The 20613-nt window shown below is 37.0% G+C and carries 17 protein-coding genes, 3 tRNA genes and 1 pseudogene; 16 read left to right on the top strand and 5 right to left on the bottom strand.

The features are described from left to right. Positions 1 to 137: 137 nt before the first annotated feature. The 7 genes from purD to MRZ19_RS00125 all read left to right on the top strand — a co-directional run bounded on the left by purD (position 138) and on the right by MRZ19_RS00125 (position 7390). Entirely contained in the window at positions 138 to 1397 is a 1260-nt protein-coding gene (gene purD / locus MRZ19_RS00095) for a phosphoribosylamine--glycine ligase (RefSeq protein ID WP_291029096.1), read from the top strand. Further along, positions 1397 to 1867 carry an RDD family protein gene (locus tag MRZ19_RS00100; protein ID WP_291029098.1) on the top strand — a complete coding sequence of 157 codons (471 nt, stop codon included), beginning with the start codon at positions 1397 to 1399 and terminating at the stop codon, positions 1865 to 1867. The genes purD and MRZ19_RS00100 overlap by 1 nt, the downstream gene beginning before the upstream one ends. Further along, complete coding sequence (lptD, locus tag MRZ19_RS00105) at positions 1860 to 3995, top strand: LPS assembly protein LptD (protein ID WP_291029100.1); 2136 nt, start codon at positions 1860 to 1862, stop codon at positions 3993 to 3995. The genes MRZ19_RS00100 and lptD overlap by 8 nt, the downstream gene beginning before the upstream one ends. Beyond that, positions 3995 to 4705, top strand: coding sequence for a phosphoribosyltransferase (locus MRZ19_RS00110; RefSeq protein ID WP_291029102.1), 711 nt, complete (start codon positions 3995 to 3997; stop codon positions 4703 to 4705). The genes lptD and MRZ19_RS00110 overlap by 1 nt, the downstream gene beginning before the upstream one ends. Beyond that, positions 4706 to 6850 (top strand): polyribonucleotide nucleotidyltransferase, encoded by a 2145-nt coding sequence (locus MRZ19_RS00115; RefSeq protein WP_291029104.1) that lies wholly within the window; start codon positions 4706 to 4708, stop codon positions 6848 to 6850. It begins immediately after the preceding gene. 116 nt (positions 6851 to 6966) lie between these two features. Further along, positions 6967 to 7272, top strand: a complete 306-nt coding sequence (locus MRZ19_RS00120; protein ID WP_291029106.1) for a F0F1 ATP synthase subunit C — start codon at positions 6967 to 6969, stop codon at positions 7270 to 7272. 34 nt (positions 7273 to 7306) lie between these two features. After that, positions 7307 to 7390 (top strand) — tRNA-Leu (locus MRZ19_RS00125). Between the two features lie 285 nt (positions 7391 to 7675). On the opposite strand, the gene MRZ19_RS00130 is transcribed toward MRZ19_RS00125, so the two are convergent. Then, positions 7676 to 8671 carry an asparaginase gene (locus MRZ19_RS00130; RefSeq protein WP_291029108.1) on the bottom strand — a complete coding sequence of 332 codons (996 nt, stop codon included), beginning with the start codon at positions 8669 to 8671 and terminating at the stop codon, positions 7676 to 7678. A gap of 152 nt (positions 8672 to 8823) precedes the next feature. Between MRZ19_RS00130 and MRZ19_RS00135 the strand changes: the two genes are divergently transcribed. The 9 genes from MRZ19_RS00135 (at position 8824) to def (ending at position 17478) form a co-directional block, all read left to right on the top strand. Next, a tRNA-Glu gene (locus tag MRZ19_RS00135) sits at positions 8824 to 8899 on the top strand. A 143-nt stretch (positions 8900 to 9042) separates the two neighbouring features. Next, a complete protein-coding gene (locus tag MRZ19_RS00140; RefSeq protein ID WP_320606422.1) occupies positions 9043 to 9522 on the top strand; it encodes a hypothetical protein in 480 nt (159 codons plus the stop codon). 10 nt (positions 9523 to 9532) lie between these two features. Next, the gene (locus MRZ19_RS00145) at positions 9533 to 10312 is read left to right on the top strand and encodes a histidinol-phosphatase (RefSeq protein ID WP_291029110.1); all 780 of its coding nucleotides are present in this window, start codon (positions 9533 to 9535) and stop codon (positions 10310 to 10312) included. 62 nt (positions 10313 to 10374) lie between these two features. After that, positions 10375 to 10472: transfer RNA gene (locus MRZ19_RS00150), tRNA-Sec, on the top strand. 1028 nt (positions 10473 to 11500) lie between these two features. After that, complete coding sequence (locus tag MRZ19_RS00155) at positions 11501 to 13885, top strand: DNA translocase FtsK (RefSeq protein WP_291029163.1); 2385 nt, start codon at positions 11501 to 11503, stop codon at positions 13883 to 13885. 78 nt (positions 13886 to 13963) lie between these two features. After that, the gene (gene tig, locus MRZ19_RS00160; RefSeq protein ID WP_291029113.1) at positions 13964 to 15265 is read left to right on the top strand and encodes a trigger factor; all 1302 of its coding nucleotides are present in this window, start codon (positions 13964 to 13966) and stop codon (positions 15263 to 15265) included. Position 15266: 1 nt separating this feature from the next. Next, positions 15267 to 15857, top strand: a complete 591-nt coding sequence (gene clpP, locus MRZ19_RS00165) for an ATP-dependent Clp endopeptidase proteolytic subunit ClpP (RefSeq protein WP_291029115.1) — start codon at positions 15267 to 15269, stop codon at positions 15855 to 15857. 10 nt (positions 15858 to 15867) lie between these two features. Further along, the gene (locus tag MRZ19_RS00170) at positions 15868 to 16968 is read left to right on the top strand and encodes a hypothetical protein (protein ID WP_291029117.1); all 1101 of its coding nucleotides are present in this window, start codon (positions 15868 to 15870) and stop codon (positions 16966 to 16968) included. 3 nt (positions 16969 to 16971) lie between these two features. Then, positions 16972 to 17478, top strand: a complete 507-nt coding sequence (def, locus tag MRZ19_RS00175) for a peptide deformylase (RefSeq protein WP_291029119.1) — start codon at positions 16972 to 16974, stop codon at positions 17476 to 17478. A gap of 2 nt (positions 17479 to 17480) precedes the next feature. Here the strand turns inward: def and msrA are convergent, their stop codons facing one another. The 4 genes and pseudogenes from msrA to MRZ19_RS00195 all read right to left on the bottom strand — a co-directional run bounded on the left by msrA (position 17481) and on the right by MRZ19_RS00195 (position 20582). Then, positions 17481 to 17972 (bottom strand): peptide-methionine (S)-S-oxide reductase MsrA, encoded by a 492-nt coding sequence (gene msrA, locus MRZ19_RS00180; protein WP_291029121.1) that lies wholly within the window; start codon positions 17970 to 17972, stop codon positions 17481 to 17483. A 49-nt stretch (positions 17973 to 18021) separates the two neighbouring features. Next, the gene (locus MRZ19_RS00185; protein ID WP_291029123.1) at positions 18022 to 18822 is read right to left on the bottom strand and encodes a hypothetical protein; all 801 of its coding nucleotides are present in this window, start codon (positions 18820 to 18822) and stop codon (positions 18022 to 18024) included. Further along, complete coding sequence (locus MRZ19_RS00190; protein ID WP_291029125.1) at positions 18819 to 18974, bottom strand: hypothetical protein; 156 nt, start codon at positions 18972 to 18974, stop codon at positions 18819 to 18821. Before MRZ19_RS00190 ends, MRZ19_RS00185 begins: the two co-directional genes overlap by 4 nt. Positions 18975 to 19071: 97 nt before the next feature. Next, positions 19072 to 20582: pseudogene (locus tag MRZ19_RS00195) on the bottom strand (MBOAT family O-acyltransferase). Positions 20583 to 20613: the final 31 nt, after the last annotated feature.

The raw sequence follows: 20613 nt of genomic DNA on the forward strand, positions 1-20613 counted from the left end.
TGTTGCTTGCTTTTGGATTCTAACTTTTAGGGATAGGCACAGGCTTTTAGGATTTATAAAATTTCTAAAAAAGCAACCTTAAATCGTAAGCAATTTTTTCCTATTGCTTGTAAAATTTAAAAATATTAAGGTAAAAAATGGAAGTTGTGATTGTAGGAAGTGGCGGGAGAGAGTATTCTATTGGGCTTGCATTACAGAGTGAATGCAGGATAGATGGAATCTATTTTTATCCCGGAAATGGAGCAACAAGCAAGCTAGGCAAAAATGTAGATTTTAAAACGCAAAAGGAATTTGTGGATTTTGCTTTAAAAGAACGCATAGGGCTTGTGATTATCGGTCCAGAAGCTCCGCTTGTTGAAGGGTTGGCAGATGTTTTAAGGGAGAATGGAATTGCAACCTTTGGTCCAAGTGCAAAAGCGGCGCGCTTAGAGGGTTCAAAAGCCTATATGAAAGAGTTTGCAAAGCGTTATAGGATTCCAACAGCTAGCTTTATCCAAACGCAAGACTACAAGGAAGCTTGTGCATTTATTGATGCATTAAAGACGCCCATAGTGGTAAAGGCTGATGGGCTTTGTGCGGGTAAGGGCGTGATGATTGCGCAAAGCTATGAGGAAGCAAAACGCGTAGCAAAGGAAATGTTAGAGGGCAAGAGCTTTGGAGATTCTGGAAAGACAATTGTGATTGAAGAATTTTTAGAAGGTTTTGAGCTTTCAATTTTTGCAATGTGTGATGGAAGGGATTTTATTGTGTTGCCAGCAGCACAAGATCATAAGCGATTGTTAGAGAATAATAAAGGTCCAAATACCGGAGGAATGGGGGCTTATGCGCCTTCTCCTTTAGCGAGTAAAGAAATCCTTGCGCAAGTGGAGCAAAGCATTATTGCGCCAACATTAGAGGGAATGGGAAAAGAGGGAAGTGCTTTTAGTGGAGTGTTGTTTTGTGGGATTATGGTGGTAAAAGATAAACCTTATTTGTTGGAATTTAATGTGCGCTTTGGGGATCCTGAATGCGAAGTGCTAATGCCGCTTTTCAAAGAAGGGCTATTAGATTGTTTCCTAGCTTGTGCTAAGGGCGGTTTAAAAAGCGTGCGATATAGCCTAAGTGATGAAGTATGCGTGGGTGTTGTGGTGGCTTCTAAAGATTATCCTTATAAAAACTCTAAAAAAGAAAAAATTAAAATAAATTTTCAAGATAGCAAGGATGCACACATCAGCTTTGCAGGCGTTAGCAAGGAGGGTGAGAGTTTGTTAGCAACGGGGGGGCGTGTGCTTGTGTGCGTGGGCAAAGGGGAGAGTGTGCAAGAGGCAGTGAAGAGAGCTTATGATTGTGTGGAATCTGTGGAGTTTGAGGGAATGCAATACCGCAAAGACATTGCTTATCAGGCTTGGAAATGCTAATGGATTTTGAAAAAATAGAAGAAATTTTAGAGCGTGAAGAGATTCAAATTGCAGCACTTTGGAAGCGTGTTGTTGCGCATATTATTGATGATTTGCTAGTGGGTATGGTGATTATTGGAACGCATTGGGAGAGCATCGCGCAAAATGTAGAGAATCCTGAGGTGTTGCTAAGTCTTCTTTCTAGTTCGTGGTTGATTTTGTATGCAGTTAGAATCGTGTATCATTGGCTATTTGTGCGTTATTATGGTGCAACGATTGGAAAAATTGTGGTAAAAATTAAGGTTATTGAAATGGGGCTTTTAGATAATCCAAATGTAAAACAAGCCCTTATACGCTCTCTTTTTAGAGCTTTGAGTGAGTTTTTGATGTATTTGCCATTTTTGTATGTTTTGACAAATTTTTTACACATCAGCTTGCACGATAGGATGGCAAACACTATTGTTGTGGAGCTAAAAAGTTATAATGCTTAAGAGAAATGCTAAAAAGCTCGGAATCGCCATTTCTTTTGTAGCAAGTTTTGCATTTAATGCGTTAGAAGCGCGTCCATCCATTAAGCAGTTTAATGCTAAAGAAGAAGCTATTTTTGAGCTTTTAGCAGATGATATGGAATATAGTCAGTCGCTTGTAGTAGGCAAAGGGAATGCAATTGTTATTAATTTAGATTATTACATTAGCGCAAATAGGGTAGCTTACGATACGCAAAAGCGTGAGATTACGCTAAGTGGAAATGTGAATGCTTATAAGGGCAATGCGTTGTATTTAAAGGCGCAAGAAATTAGGATTAAACTCCAAGAGAATTATTCCTTTTTAGAGCCTTTTTATTTGCAAGATTCCACAACAGGTTTATGGGTAGAGGCAACAAATGCAGAATATGATAAAGATGTGTATAAAATGCAAGGTGCGTCAATCTCTACTTGTAGCGTGAATAATCCGATTTGGCAGATTAAAGCAAGTGTGGGCAAATATGATGTGAATAAAGAGTGGCTAACGCTTTGGAATCCGCGCTTGTGTGTGTATGATATCCCTGTGCTTTACTTCCCTTATCTCTCTTTCTCAGCGGGTTACAAGCGCAAAAGTGGTCTGCTCTATCCCGTTTTTGGAAACTCTAATGATGATGGTATTATTTATTCCCAGCCCATTTACTTTGCGCCCCAAGATTGGTGGGATATGACGCTAACACCAACGCTACGCACCAAAAGGGGTGGAGGTGTGTATGGGGAGTTTAGAGTTGTAGATGATAAAGAGCAGATGCTATGGGCAAACTTCGGATATTTTAGTGATTCTAGTCGCTATCAAAATTCCTATGATTTAGAAAACCAAGAGCATTTTGGATTCCAACTTGAATACACACGCAAGGATTTATTAACAGATGTCCAAAACTACTTTTATGAAGATGGATTGTATGCGGACATTTCGCAAGTTTCTGATGTGGATTACTTTAGATTGGCGGATAATAAAGCACAAGGGCAGGCGGATTTACAGGGTAGCCTTTTAACTTCAAGGTTGAACTATTTTTTAAAAAGCGATGCAGATTATGTTGGAATCTATGGGCGTTATTATTCCAATTTGGAATCTACAAGCAACGCAAAAACGCTTCAAACCTTGCCACAAGTGCAGTATCATCGTCAAATTGATAAGCTATTTATTGAGGATTTATATTATAGCTTTGATTATCAAATCAAACATTTCACACGCCCTATTGGTTATCGTGCAGTGCAACAAGAAGTGCAGTTGCCCATTCTCTTTACTCAAAATTTAGCAAATGATTATTTAAATGTTTCAATTTCTCCAGTGTTTTATGCCACACAAGTAAATTACAGCAATGTAAAAAATGGACTAAATTTAGAAGCAGGGCGTTATATCACGCAGCATTATCAGCTTAAGGCAAATACAGATTTAGTCAAGCAGTATGAAAGCTTTGGGCACACATTGGGCTTAGAGGCATTGCATACATTTCCGGGATTTCAGGATAAGAAAGGGGATTTTACAACTTTTTTTACGCTTCCAGGTGATAAACAAGAAACAAGGCTTAGTGTTGCGCAGCATTTTTATGATGCAAGCAATGTGTTAAAATTATCTCATCGTATGCACCAATATTTTCATTTAGAAGATGAGCATAAAATTGGAGAGTTAGAAAATGAGATGCAGTATTTTTATAATAATGAATGGAGTTTTTTGAGCGATATTTTTTATGCGCACACAGAAAATAGAATCTCAGAAGCTATGCATAGGATTAATTATAGCAGTGAGTATTTGAAGGTGCATTTTGGGCATTTCTTCCGTGATTCTTTTGCAAGAGTGGATTGGAGTCGTGGGCGTTATGGTGAGGCAAATTACATTATGGCGGGAGCTAGCAAAAACTTTGCAAATTTAAATCTTTTTGCAAATTTGGGTTATGACTATAAAGAAGATTATTTTAAAACTTGGCAAATTGGTTTTGAAACAAGCGTGCGATGTTTTTCTTTTGGGTTAAAATATGTGAGTGAAATTTATCCGATGCTAACAACGCGTGGTGCAGAAGCAAGAGATGACAAATATGTGCTTTTAACCATTAAGTTTATTCCGCTTTTAAGTAGCGATGTTAAGGTTGGGCGATAATGCAAAATCTACTCAATACGATTCCAAATATTAGTAACACAGCGCATTCTACAAGGCGTAAGATTTTATTTGAAAACCGCGATGATGCACTCCAAAAGCTACTTAGCAATATGCCCATTAGTTTTTTTGAACGCCAAGATTGTATTGTGGTTGGAATCTCTTTTCAAGGAATTTATTTTGCGCATTGTTTAGCAGAGACAATCAAAGTGCCTTTGGCTTTTCTTTTTACCTCTCCAATTTTAGCACCAAATAATCCAGAATGTGAAATTGCAATGGCAACAGAAACGCACGATGTTGTGATAAATCAACCCCTTGTGCGTTCTTTTGGGATTAGTTTGGATTATATTTACGGAGAAGTGCAAAGGCAATATGAAGATAAAATGTTGCCCTTAATCTATCAATATCGCAAAGGCAATCCGTTGATTTCTCTTAAAGGGAAGCGAGTGTTAATTGTAGATGAAGGCATTAATAGCGGGCTAACTGCATTTTCTGCTATTAAATCTGTGGTGGCTTTGCAAGCAAAAACGGTGCACTTTGCTTGTCCTGTTGCGCCTTATGATGTTGTGGAGATTATGGAAGAGGTTACAGATGGAATCTTTTGTTTGTATAAGTCCAAGAATTTTGTGGATATTGGATATTATTATAAGGATTATCCGACGATTGAAGCAGTAACCATTGAAGAAGTTTTTAAGAAGATACAAGGAGAATAGATGCACGCAATTAATTTTTCGTTTTTAGAACAAAAAGAAGAATATATTTTTGACTATGTGGCAAGGCAAGCAAGTGGAAGTGTGTATTATAAAAGCGGAGATAGTGTGTTATTAGCAACAATTGCAGTGGATAGCGATTCTATTGTAGAAGAGGATTTTTTACCATTAACGGTGCAGTATATTGAAAAAACCTATGCAGCAGGCAAGTTTCCGGGTGGTTATGTCAAGCGTGAAGCAAAGCCCGGAGATTTTGAGACGCTTACAGCAAGGATTGTGGATAGAAGTTTGCGTCCGCTTTTTCCAAAAGATTATTGCTATCCTACGCAAATTACAATTATGGTGCTAAGTGCAGAAACGCAAGCAGACTTGCAACTCTTAGCCTTAAATGCGGCAAGTGCGGCGTTATACACTTCAGAGATTCCATTAAGTTTTCCTGTAAATGGTGTGCGTATAGGTAGAATTGGAAAAGAATTTGTGATTAATCCAAGCTTAAAAGAAATGGAGCAAAGCACACTAGATTTGTTTGTAAGCGGAGTGAATGAAGATTTATTGATGATTGAAATGCGCACATTTAACACAGAATTTAGCGCAAATGAACTTACAGAGGCGGAGTTAATGCAGGCTTTAGAGCTGGCTAAAGCACACATTAGCAAAAAAAGCAAGCTAATGGCAGAGAGTTTTGCAGAATGTGTAAAAACCCCTTTAGAATTATCCCAAATGCGCAAGAAATACCAATGCGCAAGAGTGCAAGATTTCATTGCGCAAGGTTATTTAGGCGCATTGCGTGCAATCATTGCACATCTTTCTAAAACAGAACGCCACAGCCGATTAAAAGCCTTTGCTAGAAAAATCGTTCAAGATTATACACAAAGCAATCCACAAGACATAGAATCGCTAGAAGAGCGCGTGTGGGAAGCATTAGAGGCGCAAAAGCGTCAAATGCTTCGTGCAATGGTTTTAGAAGAGGGCGTAAGAGCAGATGGCAGGACACTAAAAGAAGTGCGCCCAATTCACATAGAAACAAACATTTTGCCAAATGCACATTCTAGCGCACTTTTCACGCGCGGACAAACACAGGCATTGGTGGTATGCACGCTAGGAGGGGAAATGGACGCACAAAGCTATGAGTTGCTAACTGATAAAGGCGCTTCAAAAGAGCGTTTTATGGTGCATTATAATTTTCCGCCCTTTAGTGTGGGGGAGGCAAGCCCTATTGGTGCAACAGGAAGGCGTGAGCTAGGACACGGGAATTTAGCTAAAAGGGCATTAGAATGCAGTGTGGTAAATGGGGAGCAAAAAACAATCCGCCTTGTGTCAGAAATCTTAGAATCTAATGGTTCAAGCTCTATGGCAACAATTTGTGGAGGCTCTCTAGCGCTAGCAGCAGCAGATATTGAATGCACTTCTTTGATTGCTGGTGTGGCAATGGGGCTTGTGTGTGAGGGGGATAAATATGCTATTTTAACGGATATTATGGGTTTAGAAGACCACGATGGGGATATGGATTTCAAAGTTGCTGGAAGCAGAAATGGAATCACAGCTTTACAAATGGATATTAAACTTGGGGGCTTAAGCACAGAGATTTTAGAATGCGCATTATTGCAGGCAAAAGAGGCGCGCTTGCATATTTTAGAGATAATGGAGCAGGCAAAAGAAAATATTGTGTTAAACACAGCTGTGCTTCCTAGCTCACAGACTTTTGCCATTCATCCTAGTAAGATTGTTGAGGTGATTGGACAGGCGGGTAAGACGATTAAAGAAATCATTGAAAAATTTGAAGTGGCAATTGACTTAAACCGCGACAATGGTGAAGTTAAGATAAGCGGTGGAAACAAAGAAAAAGTGTGTGCTGCAAAAGATTATATTATTGGAATCGTAAATTCTAATAGCGAGAAGCCTAACATTGCTATGCTTTACAAAGTAGGCGATGTGTATGAAGGAAGGGTGAAAAAAGTCGTGGAGTTTGGCGCATTTGTGGAGTTGCCACACAATTATGATGGATTGTTGCACATTTCAAAAATCACGAGCAGTCGCAATGCGCAAGCGAGTGATTATTTGTGTGAGGGAGATGTATTGCGCGTTGAAGTGCTATCGCTTAATAAAAACAAAGTTGAGCTAGGGTTGCAAGAGAAGTTGAGTAAATAAGTGGCAATTAAAGCAAAATTTAGCTAAGTGTATTTATAATCACTCCCTGCAAAGTGTTGAGTAGGGGACAGATCCGAAAAAACTTTGAAATTTTTTGGAAATTTTAAGGAGAAAATATGAAAAAATTATTTCTAGTGTTTTTTGCATTAGCTAGCGTAGCATTTGCCGCTGAAGGGAATGAAATGCTGTTGTCTTATTCAGCAATTGCTGCTGGTATTGGTTTAGGGATTGCTGCTCTTGGTGGGGCTATTGGTATGGGAAGCACAGCTGCTGCTACAATCTCTGGTATGGCTAGAAACCCGGGCGTTGGCGGTAAATTAATGACAACAATGTTCATTGCATTAGCAATGATTGAAGCGCAAGTTATTTATACCCTTGTTATTGCGCTAATTTTACTTTATGCAAATCCATTTTTAGGCTAATAATGGTTATCCTTAGGTGCTTTGCCTAAGGTTTGCGCTGGTGGTGGAATGGTAGACACACCATCTTGAGGGGGTGGCGGGGCGACCCGTGCGAGTTCAAGTCTCGCTCAGCGCACCACTTGATTTCTTTAAACTTTCATTTTAGATTCCAACTTTTTTAAATCTTTGTTTTTGAACTTAATTTCTTGTTACACATAAAAAGGCAATTGCAAGCACTCTTTAAGTGCAAAGGCTTTTAAGATTTTGTTTTTCAAGTTAAAGGAGAAATTTCTAGTTATTTCAAAACTTTTTATTTAAGATCTTTGCTTGTTTAGAAAATTCAAAACTCCAAAAGTTGGAATCCATTTTTAATGGAATCTACAAATATCGCAAAAGAGTTGCAAGGGTGCTATTAGAATCCAAATTAATATTTTAGAAAATATTCTTGGATTTTCTTAGGGTCGCTTGTTTTTGTAAGGGCTAGGGCTAAAAGGATTCTAGCTTTTTGTGGATTTAAATCTTCTGCGCTGATAAAGCCCAATGCTCTATCTGTATGATTGAGCATAACTTTTCCTGCAACAACTCTTGAGCTAATAGCGATATTTACTCCTTGCTTTAAAAGCTCTTTTAACACATCCTTTTGGTTTTGGTGGATATTTCCAGCACCGCTTCCTGCAATCACTAAGCCTTTTGTCCCATTGGCAACAAGAGCTTTTGCAGCAGCACCGCTTCCGTCATTTGAATAAGTGTAGAGAATATCCACTTTTGGAAGTGCTGTTAATTGATTTGTATCAAAAGGAGATTGTTTAGTGTGCCGTTTCACTCCATTGTTGTAGAAAAAAACTTTACCATCTACAATGTAGCCTAAATTGCCAAAGTTAGGTGATGAAAACGCATCTGTGTTTAAGCTATGTGTTTTGACGACATCTCTAGCACTTTGGATTTTATCATTCATTGCTACCATTACGCCTTTGCCTTTGCTTTGTTTGTTTGCTGCAAGTGCTATTGCATTATAAAGGTTTTTAGGACCATCGGCACTTATGGCAGTAGAAGGGCGCATAGCTCCCACTAAAACAACAGGTTTATCGCTTTTGATTGTCAGATTTAAGAAATATGCGGTTTCTTCCATAGTATCTGTTCCGTGTGTAACAACGATTCCATCAATTCCGCTTATAAAAAGCTTGTTGATTGTTTTAGCAAGTTTTAGCTGGATTTTATCCGTCATATTTGAGCTATCAATGTTTGCGATTTGTTGCTTAGAAATATCTGCTAAATCTTTAATTTGTGGCAGTGTTTGAAGGAGTGCATCTATGCTAAGAGTGCCAGCAGTGTATCCTGTGGTGGCAATGGAATCATTAATAGAGCCTGCGATTGTTCCGCCTGTGGCAAGAATTGTAATTTTAGACTTTGTATGTGCCATACCTGTTCCTTAAAAAGGGAATCACGAAGTATAAATTTCAATTATACAATAAAAGCATTTTTGCGCGTTAAGAGCATCGCTTCTGTGGAGTCTTAGCTTTGCCTTTTTAAGCAAAAAATCGTGATATGTCTGTTAAAATGCGGATTCTTTTTGACCCTTTCATCTAGTGGCCAAGGATAATGCCCTTTCACGGCATAAACGAAAGTTCGAATCTTTCAAGGGTCGCCATTCTTGTTTGAGCATTTGCTCTCTACTTCTTATGGAATCTAAAAGATTATATGTAACACTTTTATAATACAAGTAATAGCATTGAAAAGCCAAGAGATTTTAAACGTGTAATTATGCTATAATGTGGCACTTTTAAAGGAGTTATGTGCGTGGATGAAGAACTCATAGACGAAGAGGACTTTTTAAATAAAACTGATAATGATGCAGTGATCCAAAAGGTGTGCTTAAATATTAATCCTGCAAATGGAGTGATTAAAGAGCAAAGATATGGCAAGGCAAGTGTTTTACTAGAGGCAACAAGCAAAATGGTTTTGGATAAACAAGGGCTTGTGCATTCTGGGTATTTATTCTCTAGTGCTGCATATTGTGCGCTTTTAGCAGTCAATGAGCCAAATGGTATTATAATTGGTGCAGAAGTGAAGTTTTTAGCTCCTATTGAGTTAGGCAATGGTGTGTTATTCCGCGCAGAAACATTGCAAGAAGATACAAAAAAGCGTGAAGTGAAGGTAGAAGGATTTGTGTTAGATATTAAGATTTTTGATGCAATTTTTTATGTTGCTGTTTTTGATAAGCATGTGTTAAGCTTGCATATCACAAAAGAGATGGAAAAGAAAATGGGTTAAGGAAATAAAAATGCGCATAGATTTACATAATCACACGAGTTTGTGTAACCACGCTACAGGCACAATGGAAGAGTATGTTTTAAAGGCGATTGAAGAAGGGATTGAAGTTTTTGGTTTTTCTTGCCATAATCCTATGAAGTTTGATGCAAAATATAGAATGCGTTTTGATGAATTGTCTTTGTATTTAGATTCCATTCAAGTTTTAAAAGAAAAATATGCGGGACAAATTGAGATTTTAAGTGCGCTTGAAATTGATTTTTTACCTCCGTTTATGGAGGATGTTTTGTTTAAGATTCCGTTAGATTATAGAATTGGTGCAGTGCATTTTCTAGGGGATTGGAGCTTTGATAATCCGGAGTTTATTAAAGAGTATGCAAGGCGTGATATTAATGATTGCTGGGCGGAGTATTTTAAAGCAACACAGGCTTTAGCAAAGAGTGGGAAGTTTGACATTGTGGCGCATATGGATTTGCTAAAGATTTTTAAGCACTTTCCTACAAGAGATTTAAGAAGTGAGATTGAGGCTGCATTAAAAGCTATTAAGCAGGCAAATATGAGTGTAGAAATAAATGCTGCAGGATTCCGTAAAGAAGTAGGGGAGCAATATCCAAGCAGAGAGATTTTAGAGATGTGCTATGGATTTGAAATTCCCATTACTTTTGGAAGTGATGCGCACGCACTAGAACAAATCAATTTCAAGCGCAGGGAAATAGAGGCGTTAGCAAAAGATGTGGGTTATACAAAATGCGCAGTGTATCGTCAAAGGCAGAGAGAAATGGTGGAATTTTAAGTGTGATAAAAATTGAAAATTAAGTAAATTTGCGCTAAATTCTCGTTTCTTACATAAATGCGGAGGGTATATGTCGCTGGTGGGCATCGTGGGCTTCAAACCCGTTTGGGCGGATAGGTGTCTATTTGCTGGGGAGTTCGATTCTCTCACCCTCTTGCCACCTCATTTAAGGACTTTATCATAAAAGCAAGGAATTATAGAGAAATTTTGTTGCAATTTAATAACAAAAAAATGCTTTCCGTAGTCCTATTGGTGCTTTTTGGAATATTAACGCTTTTAGGTGGGGTATTAGATGTTTTGAACATTTTGTCGCGTGTGCAATTTTGGCTTTTAGGTTATTTTGGCTACATTTGGGCATTTGGTGCAGCTTTTATGTTATATAAAACAGAAATGATTCCAGATTTTAAAAATTCTCTCTTTTTAGAAAAAACATTGGGCGTAATTATGGTTGCTTTTGCACTTCTTGTTTTGCAAGGGCTTTTTTTTCAAAATGCTGGAATCTTAGGTGTTGCCTTTAATAATGTTTTAAAACCTATTATTACTTCCCTTGGTGTGTTTGGCTTAAGTCTTGCAATGTTTATTTTTGGCGTGGTGTTGTATGTTGACAAATCCCCAAAAGAGCTTTATATCGTTCTATTAAATGCATTAAAAGAGGATTTCCAAAGAGGCATTAAAAAAGCTAAGACTTCTAAACTCAAATTACGCAAAGATATAGAAAGTCTAAAATATTTTTGGCTAAAGACACAGGCATTTTTCACTCCACCTACAAAAAGGGCTGTAAATATTGAATCTAGTGGTGTAGAATCTAAAAGCGATTCTGTATCGAATGCACAAGAGATACCACAAGCGCAAAAACAAACAAGAAAAGAAAACGAAGAGTTGCGCCCTTTGACATTAGAGGAGCTCATTGAGCAGAGCAAAAACAATCCTCCGCCTAAGGAATATGCCCCTTTTAACTTTAGCGAAGAACAAGAAAGCGAGCTTGCAAATGCGCTTAGTTCTACACAAGATGGTTTTGAGGAGGGTATTGACACATTGCGTCAGGATAGGGAGTTTCCAGCGTATGAGACGAATCTGTTAGAAAAATCTCTTAAAGAGGCAGAAAATTCAGAGGAAACAATCCGCATAATCAGCGCAAAAAGTGTCCAACCTGATGCTTTTAACCCAGCACAATTTCAAATACAATCTATGGCAAGTTTGGAAAATTTCAAGCGTTTTGAGAAAAGTGATGTTTATTATAAAGAGGAAGAGCAAAAAGAAGAGGCAATCAAACTTATTAAAAAAGAAAGCATTAGCGAGCAAGAGTTAGAGCAAACTCCAATAAAACAAGAATCTTTTCAAAAAGAAAGCCCCAAAAAACAAGCCATTAAGTCTTATCCCAAAAAACTTTATGCAGCAACGCCTTTTAGTGCTTATTATGATAAAGAATCAGTTGGCACGCACGATTGCCTTGTAGATACAAACAGCTTCCAAAGGGAATATCCAAGCCAAAAGGAGAAAGATGTGCTTCCTAAAACCATTTTTTATTATGGGGATAGGGTAAGCACGCATCCTTTAACAGAAAATACGGAATCTAAAAGCATAATTCCACAAATTCAAGTTGCAATGCAAGAAAGTGTTGCAATTACAGAAAATACGATTCCAAAAGAGCAGACAAGCATTGAAGCTACACAAAATATGGAATCTAAAATTGCTAATCCTAAAGAAATCGCACAATCTTTAGAAGACGCGGAATCCAAAACGCCACAAGAATCTACAATGCAAGCACAAATGCCCACCCAGATGTTAGTGGAACAAACCACAATGCCACAATACGCAACAATTCCAAATGCGATTCCAACTTTTGATTATGGTTATGTGCATTACCAAGAGCCAGCGCGACAAATTCCACAGCCTGTTGCAATAGAACAAATCAAGCAAACTATGGAATCTAAAACTCCACAACAATTAAAAGCACAACAAGCATCACAAATAGAATTAAAAGCATTAGAGCAAACGCCACCCCAAGCTTTACAAACATTACAAGAACAAAACACAAAGTTAGCACAAACGCAAGTGGAGCAAATTCCTATCCAAGCACCACAGATTCAAAGTGTAGAAATCGTCAAAACACTAGAAGAAAACACCGCCCTTTTAGAGAATTTAGAAATGGCACAAACTCCACAAATGTTGGAATCCAAAAATTATGAATTGCCTAAATTAGAGTTTTTGCAAGAGCCAAAGAGAACGCATATTGAAATTGATGAGAGTGAAATTGATAGAAAAATCAATGATTTATTAAATAAAATGCGTGTGTTTAAGATTGAAGGCGATATTGTGCGCACTTATTCAGGACCTATTGTAACAACTTTTGAGTTTCGCCCAAGTCCAAATGTTAAGGTTTCACGCATTCTAACTCTACAAGATGATTTAGCAATGGCTTTGCGCGCTAAAACAATCCGTATCCAAGCACCAATACCGGGTAAAGATGTAGTAGGGATTGAGATTCCAAATGCACAAGTAGAAACGATTTATTTGCGTGAAATTTTAGAAAATGATTTGTTTAAAAACTCTCTCTCATCACTAACTTTAGCATTAGGAAAGGATATTGTAGGCAATCCTTTTGTAACAGATTTAAAAAAGCTTCCGCATTTACTTATTGCTGGAACAACAGGAAGTGGTAAGAGTGTAGGGATTAATGCGATGATTTTATCTTTACTTTATAAAAACCCTCCTGATAAGCTTAAATTGATTATGGTAGATCCTAAAATGGTGGAATTTAGCATTTATAATGATATTCCCCACCTCTTAACCCCTGTTATTACAAATCCTAAAAATGCAATTTTTGCACTTGATGTAGCGGTTAAAGAAATGGAGCAACGCAACGCACTAATTAGTGAAGCAAGAGTTAAAAATATTGAAAGCTACAATCAAAAAGCAGAAATGGAGGGCTTTGAGCCTTTTCCTTATATTGTGATTATCATTGATGAATTAGCTGATTTAATGATGACAGGAGGCAAAGAAGCAGAAGCTTCGATTTCACGCTTAACGCAAATGGCGCGTTCAAGTGGAATCCATTTAATTGTTGCCACACAGCGTCCAAGTGTTGATGTTGTAACAGGGCTTATTAAAGCAAATCTTCCTTCACGCATAAGCTATAAAGTGGGACAAAAAATTGATTCTAAAGTGATTTTAGATTGCCACGGAGCAGAATCCTTATTAGGAAATGGGGATATGCTTTTTGCAATGGGTGGTGGAAATGTAACACGCTTGCACGCCCCATTTAGCACAGAAGAAGAGATTGAACGCATTGTGGAGTTTATTAAAGCACAATGTCCGCCACAATACGATGAACGCTTTTTGCAGAAGGAAGAGCGCACGCAGATGCAATCTAATGGAGAGGCTGATGATCTTTATGAAGAAGCAAAGCGCATTATGTTAGCAGATGGAAAAACTTCCATTAGCTATATACAGCGCCGTCTAGGAATTGGTTTTAATAAAGCGGCAAATATTGTGGAGCAAATGCAACAAAGAGGATTTCTAAGTAAAGAAAACTCTAAGGGAGTGCGTGAAATTATTGGAGATAAAAATTAAAAGAATTGGGAGTTTTAAGAAAAGTTTTGTTAGAATCCCTGACTTACCTTAAATCTCAAAATTTGGAGTATAGAGAGAATGAATGCAAGCCTAAAGGTTAATAAAATAGATAGCGCAAATGCAACAGCACAGGCTACAATCCCAGCAGATGCGCTAAACAAAAAACTAGATAAAGTTACAAAAGCAGCAAGTAAAAATCTTAAAATAGATGGATTCCGCAAAGGAAAAGTTCCAACTTCAGCAATTAAACAGCGTTATGGAAAGCAGCTTGAAGAAGATGCACAAAAAGAATGTGTGCAAGATTTATTGCAAGATATTTTAAAAGCGTTAAATATTGAAGCATTTATGTTGCTTGGCGACCCCCGCATCACAAAATTTCAGAAAAAAGATAACGGAATTGAGTTAGAAGTTGAGCTTAGTTTAGCACCAACAATCAAACTTGATGATGTAGATTCTTGTATTCCAGAAGTTAAGATTCCAACAATCAAAGAGACTGATATTCAAAAGCGTTTAGAGGAAATTGCAAGCACTAGAGCTCCATTAGTGAAAATTGAAGATGGAAGACGCAAACTAAAAGATGGAGAATTTGCTAAGATTGATTTTGAAGGCTTTATTGATGGGAAACCATTTGATGGTGGAAAAGCAGAGGGGTATTTGCTAAAAGTGGGTAGTAAGTCATTTATTGAAGGTTTTGAAGAGCAGCTAATTGGAATGAAAAGGGGTGAAGAAAAAGAAGTTAATGTAACTTTTCCAGAAGATTATCAAGCAAAAGATTTAGCAGGAAAGCCCGCAGTCTTTAAGGTTAAGTTGCTTGAGATTCAAACAAAAGGCAAAATTGAAATTGATGATAATTTTGCAAAAACGCTATTTCCTGATGATAAAGAAGTGAGTGTAGATAGTCTAAAAACAAAGGTAAAAGAGCAACTCCAAGAAGAGAAAAAGCAGGAAGTGTATAATAATGAATTGAAAGAAAAGCTTGTGGATAACTTGAATGCTAAGATTGTATTTGACTTGCCAAAATCCATTGTGGAGCAAGAAATGGATTTATTACTTAGAAATGCGTTTATGGCATTACCAAAAGAAGAGCAAGAGAAGCTTGCAAAAGATAAAGATGCAATGCAGGCAAAACGCGAAGAACAGAGAGAAAATGCACAAAAAAGTGTGCGCGTAACTTTGCTTATTGATGCAATTGCAAAGCGTGATAATATTCAAATCCCAGATAATGAAGTGATTAATACAATTTATTATGAAGCAATGGCAATGCGCCAAGATCCTAAGGCAATGTTTGAGTATTATAAGAGTAACAATCTAATTCCAGCGGTTAAAATGGCAATGCTTGAAGATAAGGTGCTTACAACACTTTTGGATAAAAAGGTATGATATGGCGTATTATGTGCCAACGGTGATTGAAAAAACAGGGCGCGGAGAGCGTGCGTATGATATTTATTCTAGGCTGTTAAAGGATAGGATTATCCTTTTGAGTGGACAAATTGACGATGGCTTGGCATCTTCTATTGTTGCGCAATTGTTATTTTTAGAAGCTGAAGATCCTGAAAAAGACATTTATTTATACATCAATTCCCCCGGTGGTGTTGTAACAAGTGGATTAAGCATTTATGATACAATGCATTATGTTAAGCCAGATATTAGCACCATTTGTATTGGACAAGCCGCAAGTATGGGGGCATTTTTGTTAAGTTGTGGCACAAAGGGTAAGCGGTATTCTTTACCAAACTCACGCATTATGATTCATCAGCCTTTAGGTGGAGCGCAAGGGCAGGCAACAGAGATTGAAATCCAAGCAAAAGAGATTTTGCGCTTAAAAGCAAGTTTAAATGCGATTTTAGCGCAAAATACAAATCAGCCCTTAGAAAAAATTGCAAAAGACACAGATAGGGATTTTTATTTAAGTGCCAAAGAAGCGCAAGAATATGGCTTGATTGATAGTGTTTTGGAAAAAAGTTTGAAATAAGGGGTGCGTTGTGAAAGATGATTTTGGTTCCTTTGATGGATTGCAAAGTTTTGAGGCTAATGGCATTGAGGAATCCAATTTAGAGAATACAAATTCCTTTTCGTCTTTTGAAACGGATTCTTCTCCATCTGCTGCTACAACCCAAGATACAGAGTCAGACAATGATGTAAATTCGTTAGAGGAGTATGGTTTGCAGGTTGTCCAAGAGTTAAATACAAATGGAATCTTACCTACTCCTTATAATTATAAAATTTATTTTGAGAAGCTCTTAGAGAATAAATCTGATCAGTTTAAAGATGATGCTTTTCAATATGTAGAAGTTGATCAGCGTCCAGAGGAAAAGCAAGCAGCGTTGGAATCTAAAGTATTAAAGGCACAAAGTTATATGACAAGCACCTTAAATCAGGTTGATTCTATCCTGAAAAATTTAAGATTGCTCCAAAATATTTTAAAAAAACACGCAAAAGAGGTGGAAACAACTACCAATGCGATTACTTTGCAAAACATTATCGTAGTTTTTCAAAAAGAGTTAGATAAATTGAGCGAAGTTACGGGACATCAACTTCAAGACATTAAAACAATGCACGACAAAACACTCGCTTCTATTGCGGGAATCAGTAGTGAAGTTATTTGTAATAGTGTGTATGGAATCTATAATAAACGCTTTTTAGAAAAGCGTGTGATAGCTGAGGCAGGTTCGGTGAATGCGGGCGGTTATAAATCAGCACTTTTGCTTGTGCGCGTATCAAAAAGTTTGCAAAGTCGTATTACTTTAGATAAAACAGCGATTTTGATTAATCGTTCGCTTTCAAAAATTTTGCAAAGGGTTGCAAATCGTAGCGATATTGTTGCTTATTATGAAGCAGGGATTTTTGGAATTCTGTTAAGCCATAGGGATAAAGATGCTGCAAAACGCTTTGCAAATCGCCTTGCTGAAAAAGTAGTTGGAACAAATATTATTTTAGGCGAAGAGGATTTGTCTTTGAGTGTTTGCACGGGAATTGTTGAGATTAATGCATTTTCTAAACAAAAAGAGATTATAAAGAATGGACTTGACGCTCTTAAAAAGGCATCAAATGGTAATGTTTCTTTTGTGGTGTATGGAGATTAGTTGATGTTAGAGGTTATTACTTATCCTAATCCTTTATTGCGTCAGGTTTCTAAGCCTGTGGAAGTTTTTGATGAGGAATTACACGCTCTTTTAGATGGAATGTATGATGCAATGCTTACAAAAAATGGTGTTGGAATCTCTGCAATCCAAGTGGCAAAACCAATCCGAGCACTTCTTGTTTGTATCCCTGATGAAGAGGGCAATCAGCATAAAAAGGATTTATTGGAGGTGATTAATCCCCAAATTTTAGAAAAAGATGGTCAAATCTTTTTTAACGAAGGTTGCTTGAGTGTGCCGGAGTTTTACGAAGAAGTAAAGCGTGCTTCAAGCATAAAGATTTCTTATCAAGATCGCTATGGCAATCCAAAAGAGATTTTGGCACAAGATTTTTTAGCAGTTGCTTTGCAGCACGAAATTGATCATTTAAATGGTGTTTTATTCATTGATAAACTCTCCATTATTAAACGCAAAAAGTTTGAGAAAGCCTTAAAGCAAAAACAAAAAGCCTAACTCTAAATGTCTTGTTTTGCTTTGCTTAAATCAATGTGGCAATATCCATTAGGATTTTTAGCTAGATATTTTTGATGATAGTCTTCAGCGGGATAGAAGTTTTCTAGCAGGCTTGTTTCTGTGACGATTTTTTGAGAAAATTGCTTTTGTAAATTCTCCACAAAACCTTTAATCTCCCGTAGCATTTGTGCGTCTTTTGTATAGATTCCACTTCTATATTGCGTGCCTCTATCATTGCCTTGATAATTGAGTGCAAAGGGATTAATAATGCTAAAAAAGCGTTTAAGTAGCACTTCAAGGCTTAAAAAGTTGGAATCAAAAATGATTTCCACCGCCTCCACCGCTCCTGTTTCTCCATTGCAAACTTGCTGATAACTAGGCGATTCCACCTTAGAATTTGCATAGCCCACTTGTGAGCTAACCACACCTTTAAGCAAGTCAAAATATCCCTGCACACCCCAAAAGCATCCGCCTGCTAAATAAATTGTTTGCATAAGTTTCCTTGAAAAATAAACGCAATTTTAGCTAAATCTTAAAACATTTTCACTCTTTTAAGGTATTTTTTGCAATATCAACAAGCGGGGCTATGTCATAAGCTTGTATTTTTTGCCCCATTGTTTTTAGATAGGCATTAACATTTTCTAGCGTTAAAATATGCTCACCGCCCTTAATTGCATCAAGATGCCAAGAGTTCATATCGCTATTGTAATGCACAAAATCTCTGTAATTTGCGATATTATCTGTGTAGGAGAGATTATCAAAGCCATACACGCTTACATTTTGATAATCTTTTGTCTGTTGAAGTAGCCACTTTAGCCTTAAAGCAAGTCTCTCAAATTTTCCTTTGTCAATTTTATAAGATGCCGTGGAATAAGGGGGAATGATGAAGTAAAATTGCGTGTTAGGATGGGCTTTGATAAAGGGAAGGATGGAAGCATTAAAGCCATTTTGAAAGTCTAAAATTTCTATTTGCCCTGTTTCTTTAGAGGCGATTGCTTTTAAGAGAGCTCGCATTTCTCCTTTTGGAAAATTTTCAAAGCCACCAAAATTTTGAAGCACACGCCTTTCTTTAAAGTTCCATTTGAGCAAATCTTCTAACTCTACTTTTTGTCCGCACTTGGGAGCATTTTTGATAAGACAGCTTGCAAATCTAAAGCTAAAATATACTCTTATATCATCCATTCTATTTGCATTGTATAAAAAATCATAATGTGCGACATTTGGATTCTCAGCGTGTATATCATCAATGCTGTAAATAAACGCCCTTGGCGTTTTATGCTTGAAAAGATAGTCTAAAATCACAGCCCTCTCACCAAATTTTGATGCTGCAAGGGAGATATTCACCCACTTGCCTCTTTTGCAGAAGTGTTTTCTAGCATAGAAGTGCCTAAGATAAAGGAATCAAAATCATAGTGTTTAATAATCCCTAATGCTTGCCTTCTCATATCTGTGGAAAATGTTGTTTCTCTAAAATAGGGCTTGTGGTAGATTTGCAAAGGATCATAAACATAAAAAAGGCAATGTATGCAAGGATAAAGGGAAGCGGAACCACAAAGGCTAAAAGCAAATATTTTTTATAAGACACAACCACTCCTAAAAATTAAAATAAATAAACTCTACATAAGGTGTAACTGCAAGCCAAACTAGGGCAGTGTAAAATAAAATTCCTGTAAAAATCGCCCCCCTTAGCGTAGGCTTAAAGGAATCTAGCTTTTGAATAGAATTTGAAAAGCATAGAACAAGAATAAAGCCAAGAATGAGATAAAACGCCGTATCATTGCGTCCTTCTATACGACTTAATAACAAAGGCATTCTTATTTTATCTGGCAATTCCACCCACATAATCCCAAACATTCCTGCTAAAAGATTTAAAGCCCCTTGGAGATTCTCTGCTCTAAAAAACACCCAAGTCATATTTAAAAAGTTAAAGGTAAGAATCCAGCATAAGACTTTATACAAACGACTTTGTAAAAATGTAGCCTTGTGTAAATTTAAAGATTCTAAAACATAGCCATAAATTCTGTGCAAACACATTGCAAGCCCGTGTAATGCTCCCCAAATAATAAATCCAAATCCAGCCCCGTGCCACACACCACTTAAAAAAGCAACAAGAAAAAGATTCCTAAGTGTAAGAAGTTTAGAGCCTCTATTGCCCCCTAGCGGAATATAGAGATAATCTTTTAAAAATCTCCCTAAAGTAATATGCCATCTTCTCCAAAACTCCGTAATGCTTAATGCTTTATAAGGGGAGTTAAAGTTAATGGGCAAAAGGATTCCAAAAAGTAATCCCAAACCTATTGCCATATCACAATACCCACTAAAATCAAAATACAACTGAAAGGTATAAGATAAAGAAGTAGCCCAAGATTCTGCGATATTTAAAAATTCGCCCTTTTCTACAATGCTAAATCCATTATTTGCCCATTTTGCAAAACTATCAGCAATGAAAACTTTTTTAAATAAACCAAGCGAGAAAATCAACACACCCTTAGCAATTTTATCCCACTCCACACTTAAAGACTTAAATTGCGGCATCATTTCTTTGTGATGCACAATAGGTCCTGCAATAAGCTGTGGAAAAAAGCTAACAAATAAGCAATAATCTAAAAAATCAAATTTCTTATCAACACCTTTATAACAATCCACTAAAAACGCAATTTGCTGAAAGGTAAAAAAGGAAATGGCTAAAGGCAAAAGAATATGGGGCAGTGGGATATTAAAATCTAAATGTAAAAGTTTAGAGAGTAGATTAAAATTTTCTAAAAAGAAATCTGTGTATTTGAAAAATCCAAGTAAGGCAAGATTAAAAAAGATTCCAACATAAAGATAGAATCTAGGACTTATTAAAGTAGCCTGTTTTGCCCCCCCCCCCCACTATTTTTAGCAAAATTCTTTAGCATTAGTGAAGCGATTGCATAATTTACCACAATAGAGAGTAAGAGTAGTCCTAAATATTTAACTTCCCAAAAGGCATAGAAAAACAAACTTCCAAGCACTAAGAAAAGCTTAGCTAAAAGGTTTTGATTCAAATATCTTAAACCATAAAAGCCTAAAAGCATAATAGGCAAAAAGGCAAAGATGAAAATGTAAGAGCTAAAAATCATAGGGAGTCCTTAAAAATAAAAGCCGGATTTT

It is taken from the genome of Helicobacter sp. (assembly GCF_022770205.1).
GTDB lineage: Bacteria > Campylobacterota > Campylobacteria > Campylobacterales > Helicobacteraceae > Helicobacter_D.

Bases quoted from the DNA above. Each gene is read 5' to 3' on its own strand.
- MRZ19_RS00120 (WP_291029106.1), top strand. From the start codon at position 6,967: ATGAAAAAATTATTTCTAGTGTTTTTTGCATTAGCTAGCGTAGCATTT.
- MRZ19_RS00110 (WP_291029102.1), top strand. From the start codon at position 3,995: ATGCAAAATCTACTCAATACGATTCCAAATATTAGTAACACAGCGCAT.
- MRZ19_RS00155 (WP_291029163.1), top strand. From the start codon at position 11,501: ATGGCAAGTTTGGAAAATTTCAAGCGTTTTGAGAAAAGTGATGTTTAT.
- MRZ19_RS00130 (WP_291029108.1), bottom strand. From the start codon at position 8,671: ATGGCACATACAAAGTCTAAAATTACAATTCTTGCCACAGGCGGAACA.
- msrA (WP_291029121.1), bottom strand. From the start codon at position 17,972: ATGCAAACAATTTATTTAGCAGGCGGATGCTTTTGGGGTGTGCAGGGA.
- lptD (WP_291029100.1), top strand. From the start codon at position 1,860: ATGCTTAAGAGAAATGCTAAAAAGCTCGGAATCGCCATTTCTTTTGTA.
- MRZ19_RS00100 (WP_291029098.1), top strand. From the start codon at position 1,397: ATGGATTTTGAAAAAATAGAAGAAATTTTAGAGCGTGAAGAGATTCAA.
- MRZ19_RS00145 (WP_291029110.1), top strand. From the start codon at position 9,533: ATGCGCATAGATTTACATAATCACACGAGTTTGTGTAACCACGCTACA.
- clpP (WP_291029115.1), top strand. From the start codon at position 15,267: ATGGCGTATTATGTGCCAACGGTGATTGAAAAAACAGGGCGCGGAGAG.
- tig (WP_291029113.1), top strand. From the start codon at position 13,964: ATGAATGCAAGCCTAAAGGTTAATAAAATAGATAGCGCAAATGCAACA.
- def (WP_291029119.1), top strand. From the start codon at position 16,972: ATGTTAGAGGTTATTACTTATCCTAATCCTTTATTGCGTCAGGTTTCT.
- MRZ19_RS00140 (WP_320606422.1), top strand. From the start codon at position 9,043: ATGTGCGTGGATGAAGAACTCATAGACGAAGAGGACTTTTTAAATAAA.
- purD (WP_291029096.1), top strand. From the start codon at position 138: ATGGAAGTTGTGATTGTAGGAAGTGGCGGGAGAGAGTATTCTATTGGG.
- MRZ19_RS00115 (WP_291029104.1), top strand. From the start codon at position 4,706: ATGCACGCAATTAATTTTTCGTTTTTAGAACAAAAAGAAGAATATATT.